This window comes from Prescottella equi, assembly GCF_002094305.1.
In the GTDB taxonomy this organism is placed as follows: domain Bacteria; phylum Actinomycetota; class Actinomycetes; order Mycobacteriales; family Mycobacteriaceae; genus Prescottella; species Prescottella equi.
In genome coordinates this window covers 53491-74257 of sequence record NZ_LWTX01000010.1, presented here as the reverse complement: position 1 = coordinate 74257, position 20767 = coordinate 53491, and the positions used below count along the sequence as shown (strand labels likewise).

21 protein-coding genes and 1 pseudogene are annotated in these 20767 nt (G+C 69.6%); 10 read left to right on the top strand and 12 right to left on the bottom strand.

Annotated features, from left to right (window positions below; genetic code table 11):
* The first annotated feature begins 84 nt into the window (after window positions 1–84).
* Genes A6I89_RS20805 through A6I89_RS20790 form a run of 4 tightly spaced genes read left to right on the top strand, consistent with a single transcriptional unit; the run spans window position 85 to window position 3551 of the window.
* Window positions 85–1032, top strand: a complete 948-nt coding sequence (locus tag A6I89_RS20805; RefSeq protein WP_022594880.1) for an ABC transporter substrate-binding protein — start codon at window positions 85–87, stop codon at window positions 1030–1032.
* On the top strand, window positions 1029–2150 hold the full coding sequence (locus tag A6I89_RS20800) for an ABC transporter ATP-binding protein (RefSeq protein ID WP_022594878.1): 1122 nt from the start codon (window positions 1029–1031) through the stop codon (window positions 2148–2150). The genes A6I89_RS20805 and A6I89_RS20800 overlap by 4 nt, the downstream gene beginning before the upstream one ends.
* A gap of 4 nt (window positions 2151–2154) precedes the next feature.
* Window positions 2155–2844, top strand: a complete 690-nt coding sequence (locus A6I89_RS20795) for an ABC transporter permease (protein ID WP_022594876.1) — start codon at window positions 2155–2157, stop codon at window positions 2842–2844.
* Window positions 2844–3551, top strand: a complete 708-nt coding sequence (locus tag A6I89_RS20790; RefSeq protein WP_022594875.1) for an ABC transporter permease — start codon at window positions 2844–2846, stop codon at window positions 3549–3551. Before A6I89_RS20795 ends, A6I89_RS20790 begins: the two co-directional genes overlap by 1 nt.
* On the opposite strand, the gene A6I89_RS20785 is transcribed toward A6I89_RS20790, so the two are convergent.
* From A6I89_RS20785 to A6I89_RS20765, 5 genes are all read right to left on the bottom strand, one after another.
* Entirely contained in the window at window positions 3514–4389 is an 876-nt protein-coding gene (locus A6I89_RS20785; protein ID WP_022594874.1) for an alpha/beta fold hydrolase, read from the bottom strand. The two genes, A6I89_RS20790 and A6I89_RS20785, sit on opposite strands and share 38 nt — an antisense overlap.
* Window positions 4390–4502: 113 nt before the next feature.
* Window positions 4503–5693 (bottom strand): NAD(P)-dependent malic enzyme, encoded by a 1191-nt coding sequence (locus A6I89_RS20780; RefSeq protein ID WP_013415403.1) that lies wholly within the window; start codon window positions 5691–5693, stop codon window positions 4503–4505.
* Window positions 5694–6038: 345 nt separating this feature from the next.
* Window positions 6039–6359: a hypothetical protein gene (locus tag A6I89_RS20775; RefSeq protein WP_005514439.1), complete on the bottom strand. Its 321-nt coding sequence runs from the start codon at window positions 6357–6359 to the stop codon at window positions 6039–6041.
* Complete coding sequence (locus A6I89_RS20770) at window positions 6356–7252, bottom strand: PHP domain-containing protein (protein ID WP_022594872.1); 897 nt, start codon at window positions 7250–7252, stop codon at window positions 6356–6358. Before A6I89_RS20770 ends, A6I89_RS20775 begins: the two co-directional genes overlap by 4 nt.
* 121 nt (window positions 7253–7373) lie before the next feature.
* Entirely contained in the window at window positions 7374–7961 is a 588-nt protein-coding gene (locus tag A6I89_RS20765; RefSeq protein WP_022594871.1) for a suppressor of fused domain protein, read from the bottom strand.
* Window positions 7962–8142: 181 nt separating this feature from the next.
* Here A6I89_RS20765 and A6I89_RS20760 point away from each other — a divergent pair, with 181 nt between their 5' ends.
* Window positions 8143–9633, top strand: coding sequence for an MFS transporter (locus A6I89_RS20760; RefSeq protein WP_022594870.1), 1491 nt, complete (start codon window positions 8143–8145; stop codon window positions 9631–9633).
* On the opposite strand, the pseudogene A6I89_RS20755 reads toward A6I89_RS20760, so the two are convergent.
* Window positions 9567–10052 (bottom strand): annotated as a pseudogene (locus A6I89_RS20755) (YflT domain-containing protein); the annotation flags it as partial. The gene A6I89_RS20760 and the pseudogene A6I89_RS20755 overlap by 67 nt on opposite strands.
* 99 nt (window positions 10053–10151) lie before the next feature.
* Complete coding sequence (locus tag A6I89_RS20750) at window positions 10152–11111, bottom strand: HpcH/HpaI aldolase/citrate lyase family protein (protein ID WP_005514446.1); 960 nt, start codon at window positions 11109–11111, stop codon at window positions 10152–10154.
* A 55-nt stretch (window positions 11112–11166) separates the two neighbouring features.
* On the opposite strand from A6I89_RS20750, the gene A6I89_RS20745 reads away from it, so the two are divergent.
* From A6I89_RS20745 to A6I89_RS20730, 4 genes are all read left to right on the top strand, one after another.
* Window positions 11167–12441, top strand: coding sequence for a magnesium transporter MgtE N-terminal domain-containing protein (locus A6I89_RS20745; protein WP_005514447.1), 1275 nt, complete (start codon window positions 11167–11169; stop codon window positions 12439–12441).
* The gene (locus tag A6I89_RS20740; protein ID WP_022594867.1) at window positions 12434–12973 is read left to right on the top strand and encodes a DUF1003 domain-containing protein; all 540 of its coding nucleotides are present in this window, start codon (window positions 12434–12436) and stop codon (window positions 12971–12973) included. Before A6I89_RS20745 ends, A6I89_RS20740 begins: the two co-directional genes overlap by 8 nt.
* A 174-nt stretch (window positions 12974–13147) precedes the next feature.
* Window positions 13148–14254, top strand: a complete 1107-nt coding sequence (locus tag A6I89_RS20735) for a lytic transglycosylase domain-containing protein (protein ID WP_022594866.1) — start codon at window positions 13148–13150, stop codon at window positions 14252–14254.
* A gap of 23 nt (window positions 14255–14277) precedes the next feature.
* Window positions 14278–15414, top strand: coding sequence for an Mrp/NBP35 family ATP-binding protein (locus A6I89_RS20730; RefSeq protein WP_013415395.1), 1137 nt, complete (start codon window positions 14278–14280; stop codon window positions 15412–15414).
* Between the two features lie 74 nt (window positions 15415–15488).
* Here the strand turns inward: A6I89_RS20730 and tatB are convergent, their stop codons facing one another.
* The 4 genes from tatB to sigE form a co-directional block, all read right to left on the bottom strand.
* Window positions 15489–15893 (bottom strand): Sec-independent protein translocase protein TatB, encoded by a 405-nt coding sequence (gene tatB / locus A6I89_RS20725; protein WP_022594865.1) that lies wholly within the window; start codon window positions 15891–15893, stop codon window positions 15489–15491.
* Between the two features lie 72 nt (window positions 15894–15965).
* A complete protein-coding gene (locus A6I89_RS20720) occupies window positions 15966–17462 on the bottom strand; it encodes a S1C family serine protease (RefSeq protein WP_044990726.1) in 1497 nt (498 codons plus the stop codon).
* Between the two features lie 78 nt (window positions 17463–17540).
* Window positions 17541–17903 carry a cupin domain-containing protein gene (locus tag A6I89_RS20715; RefSeq protein WP_022594862.1) on the bottom strand — a complete coding sequence of 121 codons (363 nt, stop codon included), beginning with the start codon at window positions 17901–17903 and terminating at the stop codon, window positions 17541–17543.
* An 18-nt stretch (window positions 17904–17921) separates the two neighbouring features.
* Window positions 17922–18596 carry an RNA polymerase sigma factor SigE gene (sigE, locus tag A6I89_RS20710; protein WP_022594860.1) on the bottom strand — a complete coding sequence of 225 codons (675 nt, stop codon included), beginning with the start codon at window positions 18594–18596 and terminating at the stop codon, window positions 17922–17924.
* A gap of 271 nt (window positions 18597–18867) precedes the next feature.
* Between sigE and A6I89_RS20705 the strand changes: the two genes are divergently transcribed.
* The gene (locus A6I89_RS20705; protein WP_005514457.1) at window positions 18868–19500 is read left to right on the top strand and encodes an O-methyltransferase; all 633 of its coding nucleotides are present in this window, start codon (window positions 18868–18870) and stop codon (window positions 19498–19500) included.
* A 3-nt stretch (window positions 19501–19503) separates the two neighbouring features.
* Here A6I89_RS20705 and glgC read toward each other — a convergent pair whose 3' ends face one another.
* On the bottom strand, window positions 19504–20718 hold the full coding sequence (glgC, locus tag A6I89_RS20700) for a glucose-1-phosphate adenylyltransferase (protein ID WP_022594859.1): 1215 nt from the start codon (window positions 20716–20718) through the stop codon (window positions 19504–19506).
* Window positions 20719–20767: the final 49 nt, after the last annotated feature.

Genomic DNA, 20767 nt, shown 5'->3' with positions numbered 1-20767 from the left:
CAGATCCGGCTTGCTTCACCGCGCGGCGACCGTTCTCCGGGGATTGCGGGGGTGGCGTCACGCCGGATCCGATGGAAGGACGACATGAAGGTTTCCCGGATTCGTACGCGCCGCCGTTTGGGCACGGGGCTGATCGCCCTGCTCGCACTGTCCCTCGCCGCGTGCGGTGGAGATCCCCTGGACAGCGGCGGATCGGGCGGCGACACCGACGCGATCGTCGTCGGATCGGCGAACTTCCCGGAATCGGAGACCGTCGCGTTCGTCTACGCCGAGGCGCTGCAGGCCAACGGGTTCGACGTGCAGACCCGAATGAACATCGGCTCGCGCGAGGTGTACATCCCGGCACTGCGCGACGGATCGCTCACGCTGATCCCCGACTACACCGGGAACCTGCTCGAGTACATCGATTCCGCGTCGACGGCGACCACGGCCGCGGAGATCGACGCGGCGCTGCCGGCTGCGTTGGCGCCGGATCTCGCGATCACGACACCCGCACCGGCCGAGGACAAGGATGCCGTGGTCGTCACCCGGGAGACGGCCGAGAAGTGGAACCTGACGTCCATCGCCGACCTCGCGGCGCACTCCGCCGAGGTGACGTTCGCGGCTCCGGCCGAGTTCCAGGAACGGTCGGTCGGGCTGCCCGGACTGCGGGAGAACTACGGTCTCGACATCGCGCCGGCCAACTTCGTGCCGATCGGCGACGGCGGTGGACCCGCAACCGTCAAGGCACTCACGTCCGGGCAGGTGACGGCCGCGAACATCTTCACGACCTCCCCCGCGATCGAGGCGAACGACCTCGTCGTGCTCACCGATCCCGCGAACAACTTCCCCGCGCAGAACGTCGTTCCGCTGATGCGGGCATCGGCGAAGACCGACCAGCTCTCGCGTGTCCTCGACGTGGTGTCCGCCAAGCTCACCACCGAGGAACTCGTCGACCTCAACGACGCAGTGTCCGGCGACAGCAAGACCGAACCGCAGGCCGCCGCGAAGCAGTGGGTGGCACGACAGGGCCTGGACACCCCCGTCTCGTGATCTCCTTCTCCGCTGTCTCCAAGCGTTTTCCGGACGGCACGGTGGCCGTCGACGGACTGGATCTGAAGATCGACGCCGGATCGTTCACGGTCTTCGTCGGCCCGTCCGGCTGCGGCAAGACCACGTCGATGCGGATGATCAACCGGATGGTCGTGCCCACCGCGGGCACCGTGACCGTCGACGGCCGCGACGTCGCGACCACGGATGTCGTCGAACTGCGGCGCAGCATCGGGTACGTCATCCAGGGCGGCGGTCTGCTGCCGCACCGCACCGTCGTCGACAACGTGGCGACGGTGCCCGTCCTGCGGGGGCAGTCCCGCCGTGCCGCCCGACGCGCGGCGCTGGACGTGCTCGATCGGGTGGGGCTCGACCGCGCGCTGGCGAACCGCTATCCGGCGCAGCTGTCGGGTGGCCAACAGCAGCGGGTGGGGGTGGCGCGGGCGCTCGCGGCGGACCCGCCGATCCTCCTGATGGACGAGCCTTTCAGCGCGGTCGATCCGGTGGTGCGCGCCGAACTGCAGTCCGAGATGCAGCGGCTGCAGGCCGAACTGCGCAAGACGATCGTGTTCGTCACCCACGACATCGACGAGGCCGTCCGGCTCGGCGACAGGGTCGCAGTGTTCGGCCCGCACGGCCGGCTGCAACAGTACGACGCCCCGGCCACCGTACTGTCGTCTCCCGCAACCGATTTCGTCGCCGATTTCGTCGGCCGTGACCGTGGCTATCGCGGGCTCTCCTTCCGAAGCGCGGATTCGGTTCCGCTGCACGAGATCCGCCGCCTCCGCGAATCCGAGGTGCCCGCCGCGACTCTCGCTCCCGGCGACTGGGCGCTCGTCGTCACCGATGCCGGACACCCCCAGGGGTGGATCGATGCCGCCGGTCTGGACGCCGTCCGGGCCGGCCGGCCGATCGCGGATGCGTCGGCGGCGGGTGGGTCGCTGTTCACGATGGGCACCGATCTGCGGCAGGCGCTGGACGCGGCGATCTCGTCGCCGTCGGGGACAGGTGTCGCGGTCGACGCCTCCGGGGCGGTGGCCGGTGGCATCGATGCGGCCGACGTCGTCGCCCTGCTCGCCGAGCAGCGACGCACCGAGGATCGCCTCCGGAACGACCGGTGACGGCGTGTGCTACCTGACCGAGAACTTCTCGTACGTGCTGGAACTGACGCGCGAGCACCTGAGCTTGGCCCTGCTCCCGCTGCTGCTGGGACTCGTGATCGCGATACCGCTCGGCACCGCGGTCCGGCGCGTGCGGTGGCTGCGGCGCACGACGCTCGTGATCGCGAGCATCTCGTTCACGGTCCCGTCGCTCGCGCTGTTCGTCACGGTGCCCACTGTGGTCGGACTGCCGATCCTCGATCCCGCGAACGTGGTGATCGCGCTGACCGTGTACTCGACCGCGCTGCTGGTCCGCGCGGTACCGGAGGCGCTCGACGCGGTGCCGGAGGACGTCGTGGACTCCGCCACCGCGATGGGGTTCACCCCGCTGCGCCGGGCGCTGACCGTCGAACTGCCCCTCGCCCTGCCGGTACTCCTCGCGAACGTTCGCGTCGTCGCGGTCACCAACATCTCGCTGGTGTCGGTGGGCGCGCTCATCGGCGTCGGTGGTCTCGGTGAGCTGTTCACGAAGGGCTACCAGCGGGACTACCCGGAGCAGATCGTCGCCGGCATCGTCGCGATCGTCGTGCTGGCGTTGCTGTTCGATGCCGCGCTGTACCTCGCCGGCCGGTTCCTGACGCCGTGGCAGCGCGGCGGCACCCGTCGGACCCGGTCGCGGCGCGCGACCGTCGAACTGTCGGAGGGCCCGGCCTGATGTTCACCAGTGCGTGGGACTACCTCGTCGACCCGGCGAACTGGCAGGGTCCGACGGGCATCGGCGCCCGGATCCTCCAGCACCTCTGGTACAGCCTGCTGGCGGTCGCGGGGGCGGCCGTGATCGCCGTGCCGATCGGGTTGGCGATCGGGCACTTCCGCCGCGGCGAGATCGTGGTCGTGGGCGCCGTGAACGCGCTGCGGTCGCTGCCGACGCTCGGTGTCCTGACGCTCCTGGTCCTGCTGCTCGGCCTGGGTCTGGTCCCGCCGATCCTCGCACTGGTGCTGCTCGGCATCCCGCCCCTGCTCGCGGGGGCCTACGCGGGCGTCGCGAACGTGGATCGACAGGTGGTCGATGCCGCCGAGGCGATGGGGATGACGACGCGGCAGGTGCTGCTGCGCGTGGAGGTCCCCAACGCGCTGCCGTTGATCCTCGGCGGGTTGCGCAGCGCGACACTGCAGGTGATCGCGACCGCGACCGTGGCGGCCTACGTCAACCTCGGTGGACTCGGCCGGTACATCTTCGACGGCCTCGCGCTGCGCAGCTACGACCGGGTACTGGTCGGTGCGCTCCTGGTCGCGGCCCTGGCCCTGATCGTCGACGGTCTGCTCGCCGCCGCAGTGTGGGCGTCGGTGCCCGGCACCGGACGCCTGCGCCGCCCGGCGGCGATCACGTCGTCGCCACGAACTTCAGAATCGTCGAGTTGACCTCGTCGGGCCGCTCCAGTTGCAGGAAGTGGCCGGCCCCGGAGACGACGTGCGCCTCGCTTCCCGGTGGCAGCCCGGATCCGACCCGCGCCGCGAGACGCGGGTCGAGGCACCCGTCGCGGTCGCCGTGGAGGTAGAGCGTCGGGACGATCGGTGAGCGCATCTCCGCGCCCACCCACCGGCGGTAGCGGACAGGGGGACGAGGTAGCGGCCGAGCCATGTTGCGGTAATAGCCGATCACGGCGCGCCGGTGTGCCGGATCGGCCATGGCCTCCATCACGGCGGGTAGATCGTCCGACGCGTCGTAGCCGGGTGACCAGTCCGCCCACAGGCGCGGAACAATCCGGCCCGCCAACTTCTCGGGCAGCACCGGCAGTTGGTTGAACAGGATGTACCAGCTGTTGCGGAGCTGACGGGGCAGCGCGGGCAGCACCGCCGGGGTGCGCAGCGCGGGAAACGGTGGCACCGAGAGCGCCACAGCGGCGACGAACGGGCTGTCGGGGTGTGCGGCGAGCACGTTGGCGGTGATCGCACCCCAGTCGTGGCCGATCAGTACCGCGTCGACTCCCCCTCCCGCGCGGTCGTGGACGGCCACCGCGTCGTCCATCAGGGCGGCGACGTGCCCGCTGCCGTCCGCGGGGATCTCGGACGGTGCGTACCCGCGTGTGAAGGGGGCGACCACCCGCCAGCCGGCGTCGGCCAGGACCGGTCCCAGGTGCCGCCAAGTGTGGGCCGTGTCCGGGAAACCGTGCAGCAGGACCGCGAGCCGGCCCGTCGCAGGGCCCCACGTCAGTGCCCGCAGCCGGACCGCGTCGAGCTCGAGGGTGATCTCACGCATGCCGACCATCCTGGACGAGGCGGCCCGCGTGCGCACCCGATCCGGCGACATCACGCGTCAGGGCCCCGCCGCAGTCGCGGCGGGGCCCTGTTCACGCGTCGAGCGGTGCGTCGTCAGGCGACGCCCTCGTCCTTGGCCGCCTGCGCGACTGCAGCAGCCACGGCCGGCGCGACCCGCGGGTCCAGCGGGCTCGGCACGATCTTGTCGACCGCGAGCTCGTCCCCGAGCACCGACAGGATCGCCTCGGCGGCGGCGAGCTTCATGCCCTCGGTGATCCGGCGGGCACCGGCGTCCAGGGCGCCCTTGAAGACGCCCGGGAACGCGAGCACGTTGTTGATCTGGTTCGGGAAGTCGCTGCGACCCGTCGCGACGATCGCCGCGTACTTGGCGGCGATGTCGGGGTGGATCTCCGGGTCCGGGTTCGACATCGCGAAGATGATCGACTCGGGCGCCATCGTCGCGATGATCTCCTCGGGCACGGTTCCGGCAGAGACCCCGAGGAACACGTCTGCGCCGTCGAGCGCCTCGACCAGGCCGCCGCTGCGGCCGGCCGGGTTGGTGCGGGCCGCGAGGTCGGCCTTGATCTCGCCCAGGTCCTCGCGATCGGAGGACACGATGCCCTTCGAGTCGAGAACGGTGACGTCGGCGATGCCCGCAGCGAGCAGGATGTTGGCGCACGCGACACCGGCCGCGCCGGCCCCGGAGATCACGACGCGCAGCGCGGTGATGTCACGGTTCTGAACCTTGGCCGCACCGCGCAGCGCGGCGAGCGCGACGATCGCGGTGCCGTGCTGGTCGTCGTGCATGACCGGGCAGTCGAGGGCCTCGATGACGCGGCGCTCGATTTCGAAGCAGCGCGGAGCCGAGATGTCCTCGAGGTTCACTGCGCCGAAACTCGGGCGCAGTCGCACGAGGGTCTCGACGATCTCGTCGGGGTCCTTGGTGTCCAGAACCAGCGGGATCGAGTTGAGGCCCGCGAAGTTCTTGAACAGGGCCGACTTGCCCTCCATGACCGGCAGCGACGCGCGGGGGCCGATGTCCCCGAGGCCGAGGACCGCGGTGCCGTCACTCACGACCACGACGAGACGGTTGGTCCACGTGTAGCGATCGGCCAGCGTCTCGTCAGCGTGAATTGCGCGGCTGACCTGCGCAACGCCGGGCGTGTACGCGATCGACAGCGCACGCTGGGAATCGAGCGGGGCGGTGGTCTCGACCGAGAGCTTGCCACCGATGTGGCCCGCGAAAATTTCCTCGTCGGTTATTTCGACCTTTGGCGTAACGGAAGCTTCAGACACAGGGGACACGATGACACTCCTCTTGAGACCAGACTCACTCGGGTCCTGGTTACTGAGAAGTAACCGAGTCGTGGAGGTGAAAACGACGCGGCACTTGACGAACGCAGGATTGATCGGTTGCAGCTACCGGAACGCGCGATCGTTGCACTGCTAGCCGGAGCGTGATGGCGCCGGGCGGGGTGGGCCCTGGCACAAGTTCTTGCCACCTGAAGAACTCCGAGAAGGGCGGTAGCACCCACGCGGAGTGCAATGATTCTGCACCATCGGAAGGCCGGAATCAAATCTGCCAGAACGGTCACGATCTCACGGAAACAGGTCTCTACCTGTGAGGATGCGTCGGCCCACGACGAACGGTCAGGACCACCACTGGGTCCACAGCAACAGGCCGGTGAGCGCGAGGATCACTCCCGAGGCCAGGACGGAGGCGGCGCCCCGGCGCCGGTCGGCGAAGATCTGCAGGCCCACGGCGAGCACGCTCACCACCACATGCGCCGCGATCGACTCCGCGCCGGGACCCGGAAAATCCCGGTTCGTGGCGAGGTATGCCGCGACGATCACGACGACGGTCAGCACGACGACACCGCCGGAGACGACACCGGACAGTCCGCGCAGCATCCTCGCGACCCACGGATCACGCGGGCGGCGACGGACGGAACCGAGGTTCTCGTAGGTCATCGACGCGCTCCGTCGGTCGCGGGGACGTCCGTGACCGCGTCGCCGGTCAGCACCGGGACGCCGGTCGCGCGGGCGACGATCTCCTCGAGCGCCTCCGGTGCGGTCGTGTGCTGTCCCAGGGCGATCGTCTTGTTCTTTCCGTGGTAGTCCGAGGACCCGGTGGCGACGAGGTCGAGTTCGGCGGCCAGGGAGCGCAGCAGGGCCGTGTCGGCCGCGCCGTGATCGGGATGATCGACTTCGAGTCCGCCGAGCCCGTGCTCGGCGAGTTCCCGGATGTGTTCGAGATCGAGGAGTCGGCCGCGGGCACGCGCGCGGGCGTGGGCGATCACACTGACACCGCCCGCGTCGGCGACCATCTCGACGGCCCGCTCGAGCGGGGTGTCGGACTTCTCCACGTAGTACGGGCTGCGCGTGGAGAGCAGATCGGTGAAGGCGTCTCCGACACTGTCCACGACGCCGGCCCGGACCAGCGCCCGCGCCAGGTGCGGACGGCCCACCGCGGGTCCGGCATCCGCGAGAATCGCCTCCGGATCGATCGGCAGGCCCGCGGCGGCCATCCGGACCGCCATCGCCCGCAGCCGGGTCACCCGCTCGTCGCGCAGACGTTCACGCTCGACGGCGAACTCCTGCGACTCGGGATCGAACAGGTACGCGAGCAGGTGCACCGCGACGGGCCGGCCGTCCTCGCCGCGCCCCTCGCACGACATCTCCATTCCGCGCACCAGTCGCAGCCCGGACGGCAGCGCGGCCGCGGCTTCCTTCCATCCGGCCGTGGTGTCGTGATCGGTGATCGCGAGCACGTCCACGCCCGAGGCGGCAGCCTTCCGCACCAACTCCGCCGGGGAGTCGGTGCCGTCCGAAGCGGTCGAGTGTGTGTGGAGATCGATACGCACCGAACCAGTGTGTCAGGTTCGCTCCGGCGACGCCGCGCGCCCGCGGTAGCAGTGATCGACCCCCGACGCATTCGGTTGGCCCCCAACCGAATCGGACATCACCGCACCGACCGGGACGGCGTCAGAGCGCGGCGGCCCCACGACCGGGGTCGCGGACGTCGATGCCCGCCTCCGTCCACGCCTCGCGCAGCGCTGCGGCTCCCTTCAGACGGACCCACGCCGCCTCGGTGCCGGTGAGGGGCACCACCTCGAGGAACTGCACGGGGTCCAGCGGTTCGGGCAACTCGAGGTCCGGGATGTCGCTCTCGCCGAGCAGCACAGCGGTGAAGGGCACGCCCTTCCACAGCGGTTCACCGAGGTCGATCAGCCCGTCCGGGCGCAGTACCACTCCCTCGACGGCAGGCGCGGCCGCGAGCACCGCCAGCGTCCGATGCACGCCTGAGGCGACGCCCGCGCCCCCGACCAGGCTCAGGACTATTTCTGCCCGTGGACCGCGGGTGGGATCCGCGATCATGTCGCTCGGATCGCCCATCGGGTGCCGGGAGCACCCCAGGCTGACGTACCGGACGGGCGCGTCGCCGGTGCCCGGATAGCGCAGGACGTCGACGGGCTCCAGACCCAGGAAGGTCACCGACGCCGCCGTGGGCTCGGGACCGCCGATGTGCTGGTCGAGATGGGAACGCACGGCCGAGACAACGCTGTCAGTCACACACCCATCTAACACCGGCGGCGCAGCCGTCTCACCGACGCCTCGAACGCGCTTGCGCGCGAGGTCTTTCGGCCCCGTCTCCCGGCCACAGGGAACGCGACTGTACTTCGGGACGCGGAGCCACTAGTTAAATGAGGTAAACAATTTTGCAGGAGTTACCTTGTCTCGCCCCGATAGGCGCGTGCCCCGCACGGGCACGTCCGGAACGCTGCTCACCGCGGCGCTCTGCTTCGTCATCCTCGTCGTGTCCGTCCAGCAGACGGTCGTGCTCCCGCTGTCCGGGGTCATCAGCCGTCAGCTGGACATCGGCACCACCGCCGTGGGATGGACCCTCACCGCCGGATTCCTCGCCGCCGCCGTCATGACTCCCGTCGCCGGGCGCATGGCCGACCTGCGCAGCAAGAGGACGGTGCTCCTCGCGGTGCTCGGCATCGTCCTCGCCGGATCGGTGGTCGCGGCTGTGACCGAGTCACTGCCACTGCTGATCGTCGCCCGGGTCCTGCAGGGCGTGTCGTTCGCGGCGTTCCCGGTGAGCCTCGCGATCGTGCGCGAGGAACTGGCGCCCGGCAAGCTTGCGTCCGCGATGGGCCTGTTGTCCGGCACACTCGGTTTCGGCGGCGCCGTCGGCATGGTCCTCACCGGACTCGTCGTTCCCGACGGCGCGGACTACCGCCACGCCTTCTGGCTCGCGACCGCCCTGACGGTCGTCGCGATCGTCCTGGTGATCGCCGTCGTCCCCGCACGCGCGAATCCGGCGAGCGGTCGCGTGGACTGGCCCGGCGCGGTGCTCCTCGGCATCGGACTCGTGCTGATCCTGCTGCCGCTCTCGGAGGCCAACGCTTGGGGTTGGGCGTCGGCCCGCACGCTCGGCTGCGCGAGCGCGGGCATCGTGGTGCTCGGGTGCTGGTTCGTCCTCGAGCGCCGCATCGCCCATCCGCTGGTGCCGACCGAGATGCTGACGCACCGCCCGGTGCTGTTCACCCACCTCGCGGGGCTGCTGGTGGGCGCCGGCATGTTCGTGAACATCACGACGCTCACGTATTTCGTCCAGACGTCGCGCGAGAACACCGGCTACGGGTTCGGCGCGAACCCCATGGAGTCGGGGCTGGTCTACATCCTCCCGGGCGCGACGGTGGGCGTCGTCGCGTCGATCTGCTCGGGCGCCCTCATCACCCGCTTCGGCGCACGCACCGTGATGACGGCCTCGGGAGTCCTGGGCGTGATCGGCTTCGGATCTCTCGCCGTCGCGCACGACGCTTCGTGGCAGGTCATCGTGGGATCGATGGTGGCGTCGGCCTTCACGAGCCTCGCGTACGCCGCGATGCCGGCACTTCTCGTGGCCGAGGTGAGCAGCGAGAACACCGGAGTCGCGAACAGCGTCAACTCGATCGCCCGCACCGCCGGTAGTTCCGTCGCGAGCGCTCTGCTGGCAACGCTGCTCGCGAGCCTCACGATCGGCGACACCACGTTCGCCCGGGTGGACGCCTACCTGATCGCGTTCGGGTTCGGTGTGGTGTGCGCGGTCGTGTCGACCGTGCTGGTCCACGTCGGCGGCGGAGGCCGACGCACCACGAGCTTGCGGGACGAGATCCCCGCGCCCGAGCAGAGTGCGAGCTTGGCCAGCATGTCGCGGGCCGACTCCGCCGTCTTGGGATCGCAGAGCACGTCGTAGCGGCCGGCCACCAGTTGCATCGTCGACGAGAAGTCGCGTGTGCCACGGGCTGCCGCGTACGGAATCGTGGTCGAGATCAGGCCGAAGACGATGCCGCCGAAGATGCCCACCAACAGCGGTCCGAGGAACTGACCGGTGAAGATCCCGAGCAGCAGACCGAAGAACACGCCCAGCCAGGCACCCGAAACGATGCCACCGCCAATGACTTTGGCCCAGGTGAGGCGTCCGAGCACGCGCTCGACCTGCATGAGGTCGACGCCGACGATCGTGACGTCCTCGACCGAGAACTGTTGATCCGACAGGTAGTCCACCGCACGCTGCGCCTCGGCGTAGGTGGGGTACGAGCCGATGGGCCAGCCGGTGGGCGGGGTCGGCAATCCGCGCCCCTGTCGGTTCGGCTGCGAGAGTGGATTCGTCATCGTCTTCGTCTCTCCTGCTCGGGCGTGCGGTATGTCCGGTTTCTACCGGTGGCCGGTCCTTGATATCAATTGTGCCCGCACCGCCGGTCGGACGCCCCCCTAGTCGGACGGGGGCGTGAACGACGACGTCCGGGTCATACCCGCGGCGCGCCCCTTGGCCGAGATGACCAACGCCATCTTGCGACTCGCCTCGTCGATCATCTCGTCGCCGAGCATCACCGCCCCGCGGGCGCCACCGGCGGCGGAGGTGTGGAACTCGTACGCGTCGAGGATCAACTCGGCCTGGTCGAAGTCCTCCTGACGCGGGCTGAACACCTCGTTGGCCGCATCGATCTGGGAGGGGTGCAGCACCCACTTGCCGTCGAACCCGAGCGCAGCGGTGCGCTGCGCCGACCGCCGGAACGCCTCGACGTCTCGGATGGCGAGGTACGGGCCGTCGATCGCCTGCAGATCGTGCGCCCGGGCCGCCATCAGGATGCTCATCAGGATGTGGTGGTAGGCGTCGCCGCGGTCGTAGCCGTCGGGCTGTTCGCCGACGACCAGGGTGCGCATGTTGATGCTGGCCATGAAGTCCGCCGGGCCGAAGACGAGGGTCTGCACGCGCGGGCTCGCCGCCGCGATCGCGTTGATGTTCGTGAGCCCGATCGCGTTCTCGATCTGCGGCTCGATCCCGATCCGGCCGACCTCGAGGCCGTTGGCCTTCTCGATCTGGGTGAGCAGGAGATCCAGTGCCTGAACGTGACTCGCGTCCGGCACCTTCGGCAGCAGCACGGCGTCGAGATAGGCACCAGCCCCGCCCACGACGGTTGCGATGTCGGCGTGCGTCCACTCGGTGGTCCAGTCGTTGACCCGCACCACCTTGAGCTGGTCGCCCCACCCGTCCTCGCCCAGGGCGTCCACGATCCGGGCCCGCGCCTCGGCCTTGGCGATCGGCGCCACCGCGTCCTCGAGGTCGAGGAAGATCGCGTCCGCCGGAAGACCCTTCGCCTTGTCGATCATCTTGCGGCTGGATCCCGGAACAGCGAGAACCGACCGACGCGGCCTGAAGCGAGAAGTCATGACCGGCGGCCTCCGAATTCAGTGGATATCCCAATGAGGATTTAGCCTTTTCATCATGGCAGCTGTGAACAAGGTATTCGCAGCCAGGCTCGCCGGCCTGGTGGTTCTCGGACCCGACGGCGAGTCGATCGGTCGTGTGCGCGACGTCGTGCTCACCATCCGAATAGGCAGACAACCGCCGCGAGTGCTGGGTCTCGTCATCGAGATGTTCACGCGCAAGCGCATTTTCGTTCCCATGCTCCGCGTCACCGCGATCGAGCCGGCGTCGGTGACCCTCAAGACCGGCAACGTCAGTCTGCGCCGGTTCGACCAGCGTCCCACCGAGATCCTCGCGCTCGCCCAGGTACTCGATTCGCGGGTCCGCATCGACGATCCGGAGGTCACCGAGGCCATCGGCACCGAGGCCGTCATCGTCGACCTCGGCATCGAACTCACCCGCACCCGCGACTGGGTGGTGTCCCGGGTGGCGGTGCGTGCCCAGCGGGGCCGGCTCGGCCGGCGCTCGGCGATCCACGTCGTCGACTGGCAGCACGTTCACGGATTGACCCCCACCGCGCTGTCGATGCCGGGGCAGGGCGTCTCCCAGTTGCTGATGCAGTTCGAGGGCATGCGCGCCGCCGACGTCGCGCACGCGATGCGGGAACTGCCCGAGAAGCGACGGCACGAGGTGGCTCTCGCGCTCGACGACGAACGACTGGCGGACGTCGTCCAGGAATTGCCGGCGGACGACCAGACCGACCTGCTGCTGCACCTCGAGGTGGAACGCGCGGCCGACGTGCTCGAGGCGATGGACCCCGACGACGCCGCCGATCTGCTCGGTGAGTTGCCCGAGACCGACGCCGAGTCGTTGCTGCAGTTGATGGATCCCGAGGACTCCGAGCCGGTCCGGCGGCTACTCGAACACTCCCCCGACACGGCCGGCGGTCTGATGACTCCCGAGCCGGTGGTGCTGACGCCGTCGACGACGGTCGCCGAGGCCCTCGCCCGTGCCCGCAACGCCGATCTCACCCCGGCCCTCGCGAGCATGGTGTTCGTGGTGCGCCCGCCCACCGCGACGCCCACCGGTCGCTATCTGGGCTGTGTCCACCTGCAACGGTTGCTCCGAGAACCGCCCGCCAACCTGGTGGGGGGCGTCCTGGACGACGACCTGCCCCGCCTCGATCCGGAGGACTCGCTCGCGACCGTCACCCGGTTCTTCGCGACCTACAACCTCGTGTGCGCACCCGTCGTCGACGACGAGCACCACCTGCTCGGCGCGGTGACCGTCGACGACGTCCTCGACCACCTCCTGCCCACCGACTGGCGCGAGGAGGACCACAACCATGAGTGAGCTGAGTGGACGTCAGCGGCTCGAGACCCCTCGCGGTACCCGGGGTCTGCGATTCCACATCGACGTCGAGGCCGTGGGGCGGGTGAGCGAGAACATCGCCCGCTTCCTCGGCACGGGCCGCTACCTGCTGATCCAGACGGTGATCGTGATCGTGTGGGTGGCCCTCAACGTGTTCGCGGTCCGGTTGCAGTGGGATCCGTACCCGTTCATCCTCCTCAACCTGGCGTTCTCGACGCAGGCCGCGTACGCCGCACCGTTGATCCTGCTGGCCCAGAACCGGCAGGAGAACCGCGACCGGGTGTCACTCGAGGAGGATCGGGCACGCGCCGCCCAGACGAAGGCCGACACCGAGTTCCTGGCCCGCGAGCTCGCGGCCCTGCGGCTCGCGGTCGGCGAGGTCGCGACCCGCGACTACCTGCGCCGCGAGCTCGACGACATCCGCCAGATGCTGACCGACCTCGCCGAGCGGGAATCCGGACGCGATGAGGACGAGCCCAGGCCGACCACTCCCAAGCCGCGCACCCGCAAGTAGCGGACCGGTGCCCCGACCTCCGTCGGCAAGCCGTGGCGAACGCTCGGCCCGTTCTCCGACACGACCCGTCACCAATATGTAACGTGTGTCACATCGATCGAGATGTAGCGGACGGCGACGCTCGGTCGTGCAACACGAGTGGATGCGGGTTTGCCGCAAGGAGGGGTCTGAAGAGTGCGTGTGCGTGGAATTCTCGGTACGTCGTCCCTCGTCCTCGCCGGAGTCGTGACCGCAGCGGCATCGATCGGAGGCGTTTTCGACACCTCGTCTCCGGAACCGGCGTCGCCGGCCGCGGCCGCGGCTGTGTCTTCGTCTTCGACCACGACCGAGGCGCCGGCGGCGCAGGCCGCGATGGTCCCCACCGTCGGACTCGTTCCCGCCGCGCCCCGGCCCGAACGGCAGCTGCGCACCGCCAAACCGGCGCCGGCCCCCACGCTCCCGGACCCGACCGCGCTGCTCGCGGGAGCCGCGCCGCGGTCGGTGCCGGTCCCCGTGGTCGTCGGGCCGCTCGGCATTCCCGAGATCGTCCTCAACGCGTACCGCTCGGCAGAGCTGGCGATGGCGGGCACGCAACCCGGATGCGGCCTGCAGTGGAACCTCCTGGCAGGAATCGGCAAGATCGAATCCGGACATGCCGGCGGCGGCCAGACCGACGCCGCGGGCACCACGGTGACGCCGATCCTCGGTCCCACCCTCAACGGCCACCTGGCCGGCAACGAGATCATTACCGACACCGACCGCGGCGCACTCGACGGCGACCCGGTGCACGATCGGGCGGTGGGCCCGATGCAGTTCATCCCGAGTACCTGGGTGCGCTACGCGTCCGACGGCAACGGCGACGGCGTCGCCGACCCGAACAACGTCTTCGACGCGACGCTGTCGGCCGCGCGGTACCTGTGTGCGGGCGGATTGAATCTGAACGACCCGTCCCAGCTGACGCGCGCGGTGCTCCGCTACAACAACTCGTCGGCGTACATGGCGAACGTGCTGTCGTGGTCGGCCGCCTACCGGACCGGTGGCACGCCGGCCCCCGCCGTTCCGGTCGCCCCGGCACCACCCGAGCGTTCCCCCGACACGGAGGCGGTGGCCGAGGCCGCGCCGACGCCGGCTCCGTCGCCGACCGAGCCCACGACGACCCCGGCCGCACCACCCGCCGAGCAGCCGGGGGCGACCGTCCCCGCCCCCATGCCACTGCCGACCGTTCCGGGTCTGCCGCAGCTGCCCTGCCTCGTCTTCTGCCCACCGCCGGCACCCGCGCCGACGCCGGGGCCCGCCGCATAGTGGGTGCCGCTTAACATGGGGGCATGGCAGCCCTGACCGAAACCGCCGTCCGCACCGCATTGTCGAAGGTGCAGGACCCCGAGATCCGTAAACCCATCACGGAACTCGGCATGGTCAAGAGCATCGACATCGGCGACGACGGCAGCGTCGACGTCGGCATCTACCTGACCACGGCAGGATGCCCCCTGCGCACCGAGATCACCGAGCGGGTCACCAAGGCCATCGCAGACGTCGAGGGTGCCGGCGCGGTCCGCGTCGAACTCGATGTGATGAACGACGAGCAGCGCACCGAACTGCGGCGCTCGCTGCGGGGCGACTCCACCGAACCCGTGATCCCGTTCGCCCAGCCCGGATCGCTCACCCGCGTGTACGCCGTCGCGTCCGGCAAGGGTGGCGTCGGAAAGTCCAGCGTCACAGTCAACCTCGCGGCCGCGATGGCGGCCAAGGGGCTGTCGGTGGGTGTGCTCGACGCCGACATCTACGGTCACTCCGTCCCCCGCATGCTCGGCACCGACGCCAAGCCCACGCAGGTGGAGCGGATGATCATGCCGCCGCAGTCGCACGATGTGAAGCTGATCTCCATCGCCCAGTTCACGCAGGGCAACACCCCGGTCGTGTGGCGCGGACCGATGCTGCACCGCGCCCTGCAGCAGTTCCTGGCCGACGTGTTCTGGGGCGATCTCGACGTGCTGCTGCTCGACCTGCCGCCCGGCACCGGCGACGTCGCCATCTCGGTGGCCCAGCTCATCCCGGGCGCTGAGATCCTCGTCGTCACGACTCCGCAGCAGGCGGCCGCCGAGGTGGCCGAGCGGGCCGGAGCGATCGCGCTGCAGACGCGTCAGCGCATCGCGGGTGTGGTCGAGAACATGTCGTGGATGGAGTTGCCGGACGGCACCCGGATGGAGGTGTTCGGCTCGGGCGGCGGCCAGGCTGTCGCCGACCGTCTCACGAAGGCCGTGGGCGCCACGGTGCCGCTGCTGGGTCAGATCCCGCTCGAGCAGGCGGTCCGCGAGGGCGGCGACGCCGGGCTCCCGATCGTCCTCGGTGCCCCGGACTCCCCCGCCGGTACCGCGTTGCGCGACATCGCGGACAAGCTGTCGGTGCGTTCGCGTGGCCTCGCCGGTATGTCGCTCGGGATCGACACCGTCCGCCACCTCTGACCCGGGACCGCTCGTAGCACAAGAGCCGGATCGCGTACGCGATCCGGCTCTTTGCGCTGCTCTCCCGGCGGAGGTCAGGTGGCGTCGGGGTCGACCGGTGGCCTCTCACCGGCCGCGAGCGGCTTCGACTCGGGTGCGGCGGCCGCGGGACCCGGGGCGCCGGTCCCGTTCCCGAACGGCTTGCCGTCGAAGGTTCCCTTGAGCACCGAGTCGTCGCCGTCCAGCAGATGCTTGGTGATGACGGCGCGCGGGGTCATGCCGCGCAGTTCGTTGAGGTCGGCGAGCGGCTTACGGAGATCGTCGAACTCCGGGCCCAGTTCGTCCTTGAGCTGTTGGCTGGCACCGCTGGCGTAGTCGCGGACCTGCCGGATCGATTTGGTGACCCAGCTGACGGCGCCGGGTAGCCGCTCGGGACCGAGGATGACGAGCGCTGCGATGAGGAGCACCATGAACTCGCCCCAGCCGATGTTGCCAAACACGGGTTCAGAGTACGTGTCCGCACGCGGACCCGCTCGTGCGATACGTAAATTTCACATACGCGACGCGTTCCGTCAGTCCGATGTCGGGGTCACTTCCACGTCGACGGACCGTCCGGACCGGAACAACTGCACGGTCACCGGCTTGCCGACCTCTTGGTCGTGCACCGCGACGATCAGTTCGTCGGCGCTCGACACCGACCGATCCCCGACCTTCACGATCACGTCGCCCTCGACGATGCCGGCCTTCTGTGCGGGGCTGTCCGCCTGCACGTTCGCCACCTCGGCGCCGCTGGTCGCGTCGTTGATGACGGTCCGCGCATTGACGCCGATCTCGGGGTGGTGGACGACCCCGTTGCGGATCAGCTCCTGCGCGACAGCCGTGACGTCGTCGATCGGAATCGCGAAGCCGAGACCCACCGACCCACCGCTCTCCGAACGGATCGCCGAGTTGATGCCGATGACCCGGCCGTCCATGTCGATCAGCGGGCCACCCGAATTGCCGGGGTTGATGGCGGCGTCCGTCTGCACGGCGTCGATCACCGCATCGGTGTCGGTGCCCGCACCGTTGAGCCGGACGGGCCGGTTGAGGGCGCTGACGATTCCCCGGGTCACGGTTTTGTTCAGCCCGAGCGGTGACCCGACGGCCACGACGTCCTGGCCGACCTGCACCTCCGAGGACTTGCCGAGATCGGCAACCGTGAGGTTGCGCACGTCGGTCTTGAGGACCGCGAGGTCGGTCTTGATGTCGCGGCCGACGATCTGCGCCGGCACCTTGGTTCCGTCGGAGAACGTCACCCGGATCGTCGCGCCCTCCGGGGCGGTGGCGGCCATCGAGATGACGTGGTTGTTGGTGACGATGTATCCGGCGCCGTCGACGACGACGCCCGAGCCGGTGCCCGACTGCTCGCCCTGCGCGACCTGGATGGAGACGACCGACGGCAGGACCGCGTCGGCGACCGCCGCGATCTGTCCCACCGGTTCCTCGCCGTCGTCGCCCGACTGCGACAGCGTCACGCTGCGACTGGTGAGGCTGTCCCGATCCGACGTCGCCGCGATTCCGATGAGCCCACCGACGAGCCCGATCGCGAGCGCGAGCGCCGCCAGCCCGGCCAGCGCCTTGCCCTCGACGTGGCCGCCGAGCAGGACGTCCCGCACACCCAGTTTGGGTGCGTCGGGCATCGGGGCCGGACCGTCGCCCGCCTCGGCGGGCGCGCCGAGGCGCACGGGTGCATCGGGATCGCGCCACGGATCGGCGGGAGTGTCGTCGGCGGCCGGGATCTCGACCACGGGTTCGGGTGCGCGCTGGATCAAGTCGGACTCGCCGTCGGGGCGGCCGAAAGCCTCGGCCAGCACCGGGTCGGGTCGTCCGACTCGGATCGGGGACGGTCCACCGGCCCGTGGATCGGCGGCGCGGACGAACGAGCCGGTGACGTCCGCTGGACGACCGAAGGCGTGCGTGGCGGCCGGATCCACCTCGGGGCGGTACACCGGGCGCGGGGCCAGACGCGGCCCCTCGGGTCGATCCGATCCGGCGTCCGCCGCTCCGGGCGTCCTCGAGTCAGCCGTCACGCGCGTGTATCCCCCTCGTGTGCGTCGATCACGGATGCCAGTATCGCCGATTCGGGCGGCCGCGCGGGTCGCGTCACGTCAGCGCCGACGGCGGAAGGGCCAACGCCGGGCGATGTCGCTGTCGCGTTCGAAGGAGATGATCCCGGGCACGGAGTCCTGCCGGGGCGCGGGATCGGGCTCGGCCGGATGACACCGGGGAATCTGGCTGAGGAGGCCGAGAAGGGAACTCGGCATCGACACCTCGGAGGCGGCGCGGCGCAACGCGATGCGGGCCTGCTGCTGCGCCTCCACCTCGGCCGCGCAGTCCGGACACAGCGCCAAGTGCTGCGACGCGCGCAGATAGGCGTTCATCCGCAGTTCGCCGTCCACGTAGGACGCGATCGCTTCGCTCGCAAGGTGCTCGGTAGAGCCGAACTGACGAGGTCTGCGCGCCTGCGTCATCAAACCCTCCTGCATTGCCTACCCGACACCGATCTGGTCGGCATCAACCTTTCCATTCGCGGCGAGGTGCTCACGCAGCGCCTGTCGTCCACGATGGATCCTGCTGCGAACAGTACCCAGCTTGACGCCCAGTGTCGCACCGATCTCCTCGTACGACAGGCCCTCGATGTCACACAGGACCACGGCGGCGCGGAACTCCGGCGCGAGCGAGTCCAGCGCGGACTGCAGGTCGGGGGCCAGCCGGGCGTCGTGGTAGATCTGCTCGGGGTTGGGCGAGTCGGAGGGGACGCGGTCGTAGTCCTCCGGCAGCGCCTCCATGCGGATGCGGTTGCGGCGGCGGACCATGTCCAGGAAGAGGTTGGTGGTGATGCGATGCAGCCAGCCCTCGAACGTGCCGGGCTGATAGTTCTGCAGCGATCGGAACACGCGGATGAAGGTGTCCTGGGTGAGATCCTCGGCGTCCTGTGCGTTGCCGGAGAGCCGGTAGGCCAGCCGGTAGACCCGGTCGCCGTGCTCGCGAACGAGCTCGTCCCACGACGGCATCGCGGACTTGTCTCCCGTTGCGTCGAACGCGGCGGTGCCCGTCGGTTCGGTCACGTCCGCGTCGATGCCGAGCGCGGACACACCTGAATCTGTGCCCGCCGCGAGCGCACGGTCGGCGGTGTCGGTGTCGATGCGTTCGGCATTGATCATGTGGATGGGTGGATCCTCCTACTCAGGACCGCTGATCACGAGACACGGAATTCTGCCGGTTCAACTCCCGAGAACGAGAAATTGTTCCCGACGATCCGCGGTTGCGCGATCTTCACGCCGTGCGGTCTAGTCGTCCGGCGATGAGATCACCCTCTCGCACCTCGATATGTGGCGAATATGAGCAACCTGAGCAGCGCCTGAGAATCTTGCCGGGCGCGGACGCGAGCGAGCCTCGGCACCGCGCAGGAACGGCCCGGCTAGCCTCTATTGCGTGCTCACCAACGCCGAACGAATTCTCACTCACACCGAGGACACCATCCTCGAGGACGAGATGCTCGCCACCGCGCGCGATCGCGCCGTGGAACTCGGCGCAGCGCCCGTGCCTCCGCCCGTGGGGGCGGCCCTCGCGCTCTTCACCAAGATGCTCGACGCGAAGACGGTCGTCGAGGTCGGGACGGGCGCAGGAGTGAGTGGTCTATGGCTGCTGCGGGGCATGCGCGAGGACGGCGTGCTCACCACCATCGACAGCGAACCCGAGCACCAGCGCGCCGCCAAGCAGACGTTCCGGGTCGCGGGCGTGGCCCCGTCCCGCACCCGGCTGATCAACGGCCGCGCCCTCGACGTGCTGCCGCGGCTCGCCGATTCCGCGTACGACCTGGTGTTCGTGGACAACGCCCCGGCGGATCACCCGCACTTCGTCCGCGAGGGTGTGCGTCTGCTGCGCCCGGGCGGCGTCATCGTGCTCCACAACGCACTGCTCGGCGGCCGGGTCGCCGATCCCGGCCAGCGCGACGCGGCGACGGTCGCGGTGCGCGAGGCCGCGCGCGCGATCGCGGACGACGAGCGCCTCACCCGCGTGCTGTTCCCCATCGGCGACGGCCTGCTGTGCGCCGCCCGCCTCTGATCGCTAGATCCAGACGCCCTTCCCGATCGTGACGACGCCGCCGTTGCTGACCGCGAAGCGCTGACGGTCACGTTCGAGGTCGACGCCGATGATCTCGCCCTCCCCCACGACGACGTTCTTGTCGAGGATGGCGCGACGCACCACGGCGCCCTTGCCGACGCGCACGCCCGGCATCAGGACGCTGCCCTCGACGGTGGCGCCGTCCTCGACCATCACGTTGGAGCTCAGTACCGAATTGCGAACCGTCGCCGCGGACAGGATGGATCCGGCACCGACCACCGATTCCTGCGCCAGACCGCCCTTGACGAACTTGGCTGGCGCGAGGTTCTCGGCGCCACCGCGAATGGGCCAGCGCCGGTTGTAGAGGTTGAACACCGGGTGCACCGACACCAGGTCCATGTGCGCGTCGTAGAACGCGTCGATCGTCCCCACATCGCGCCAGTACCCGCGGTCCCGGTCCGTGGCACCCGGCACCACGTTGTTCTTGAAGTCGTACACCGAGGCGACCCCGGCGTCGACGAGCGCGGGAATGATGTCGCCGCCCATGTCGTGGTCGGAGTCCGAGTTCTCGGAGTCGGCCCGGATGGCGTCGACGAGAACCTTCGTGGTGAACACGTAGTTACCCATCGACGCGAAGGTGACGTTGGGATCGTCGGGGGTCCCGGGCGGATGAGCCGGCTTCTCCAGGAACTGAGTGATCCGGCCGGATTCGTCGCTGTCGATGCAGCCGAACGCGTACGCCTCGCTGCGGGGCACCCGGATGCCGGCGACGGTGACCCCGGCGCCGGAGTCGATGTGATGCTGGACCATCTGCTCGGGGTCCATCCGGTACACGTGGTCGGCACCGAAGACGACGATGTACTCGGGGTCCTCGTCGTACACGAGGTTGAGCGACTGGAAGATCGCGTCGGCACTGCCCGTGTACCACCGTGGTCCGAGCCGCTGCTGCGCCGGGACCGGGGTGATGTACTCGCCGGCGAACCCGGACAACCGCCAGGTCTGGGAGATGTGCCGGTCCAGGGAGTGCGACTTGTACTGGGTGAGCACGCAGATCCGCAGGTAGCCGGCGTTCACGAGGTTGCTCAGCACGAAATCGATGAGCCGGTACGCGCCGCCGAAAGGGACGGCGGGCTTGGCGCGGTCAGCGGTGAGCGGGTACAGGCGTTTACCCTCGCCACCGGCGAGCACGATCCCGAGCACATGTGGCTGACTCCTCACACCAGTCAACCTATCCGGCGTCCACCGGCCGCCGCCAGCGTTGCAGGCA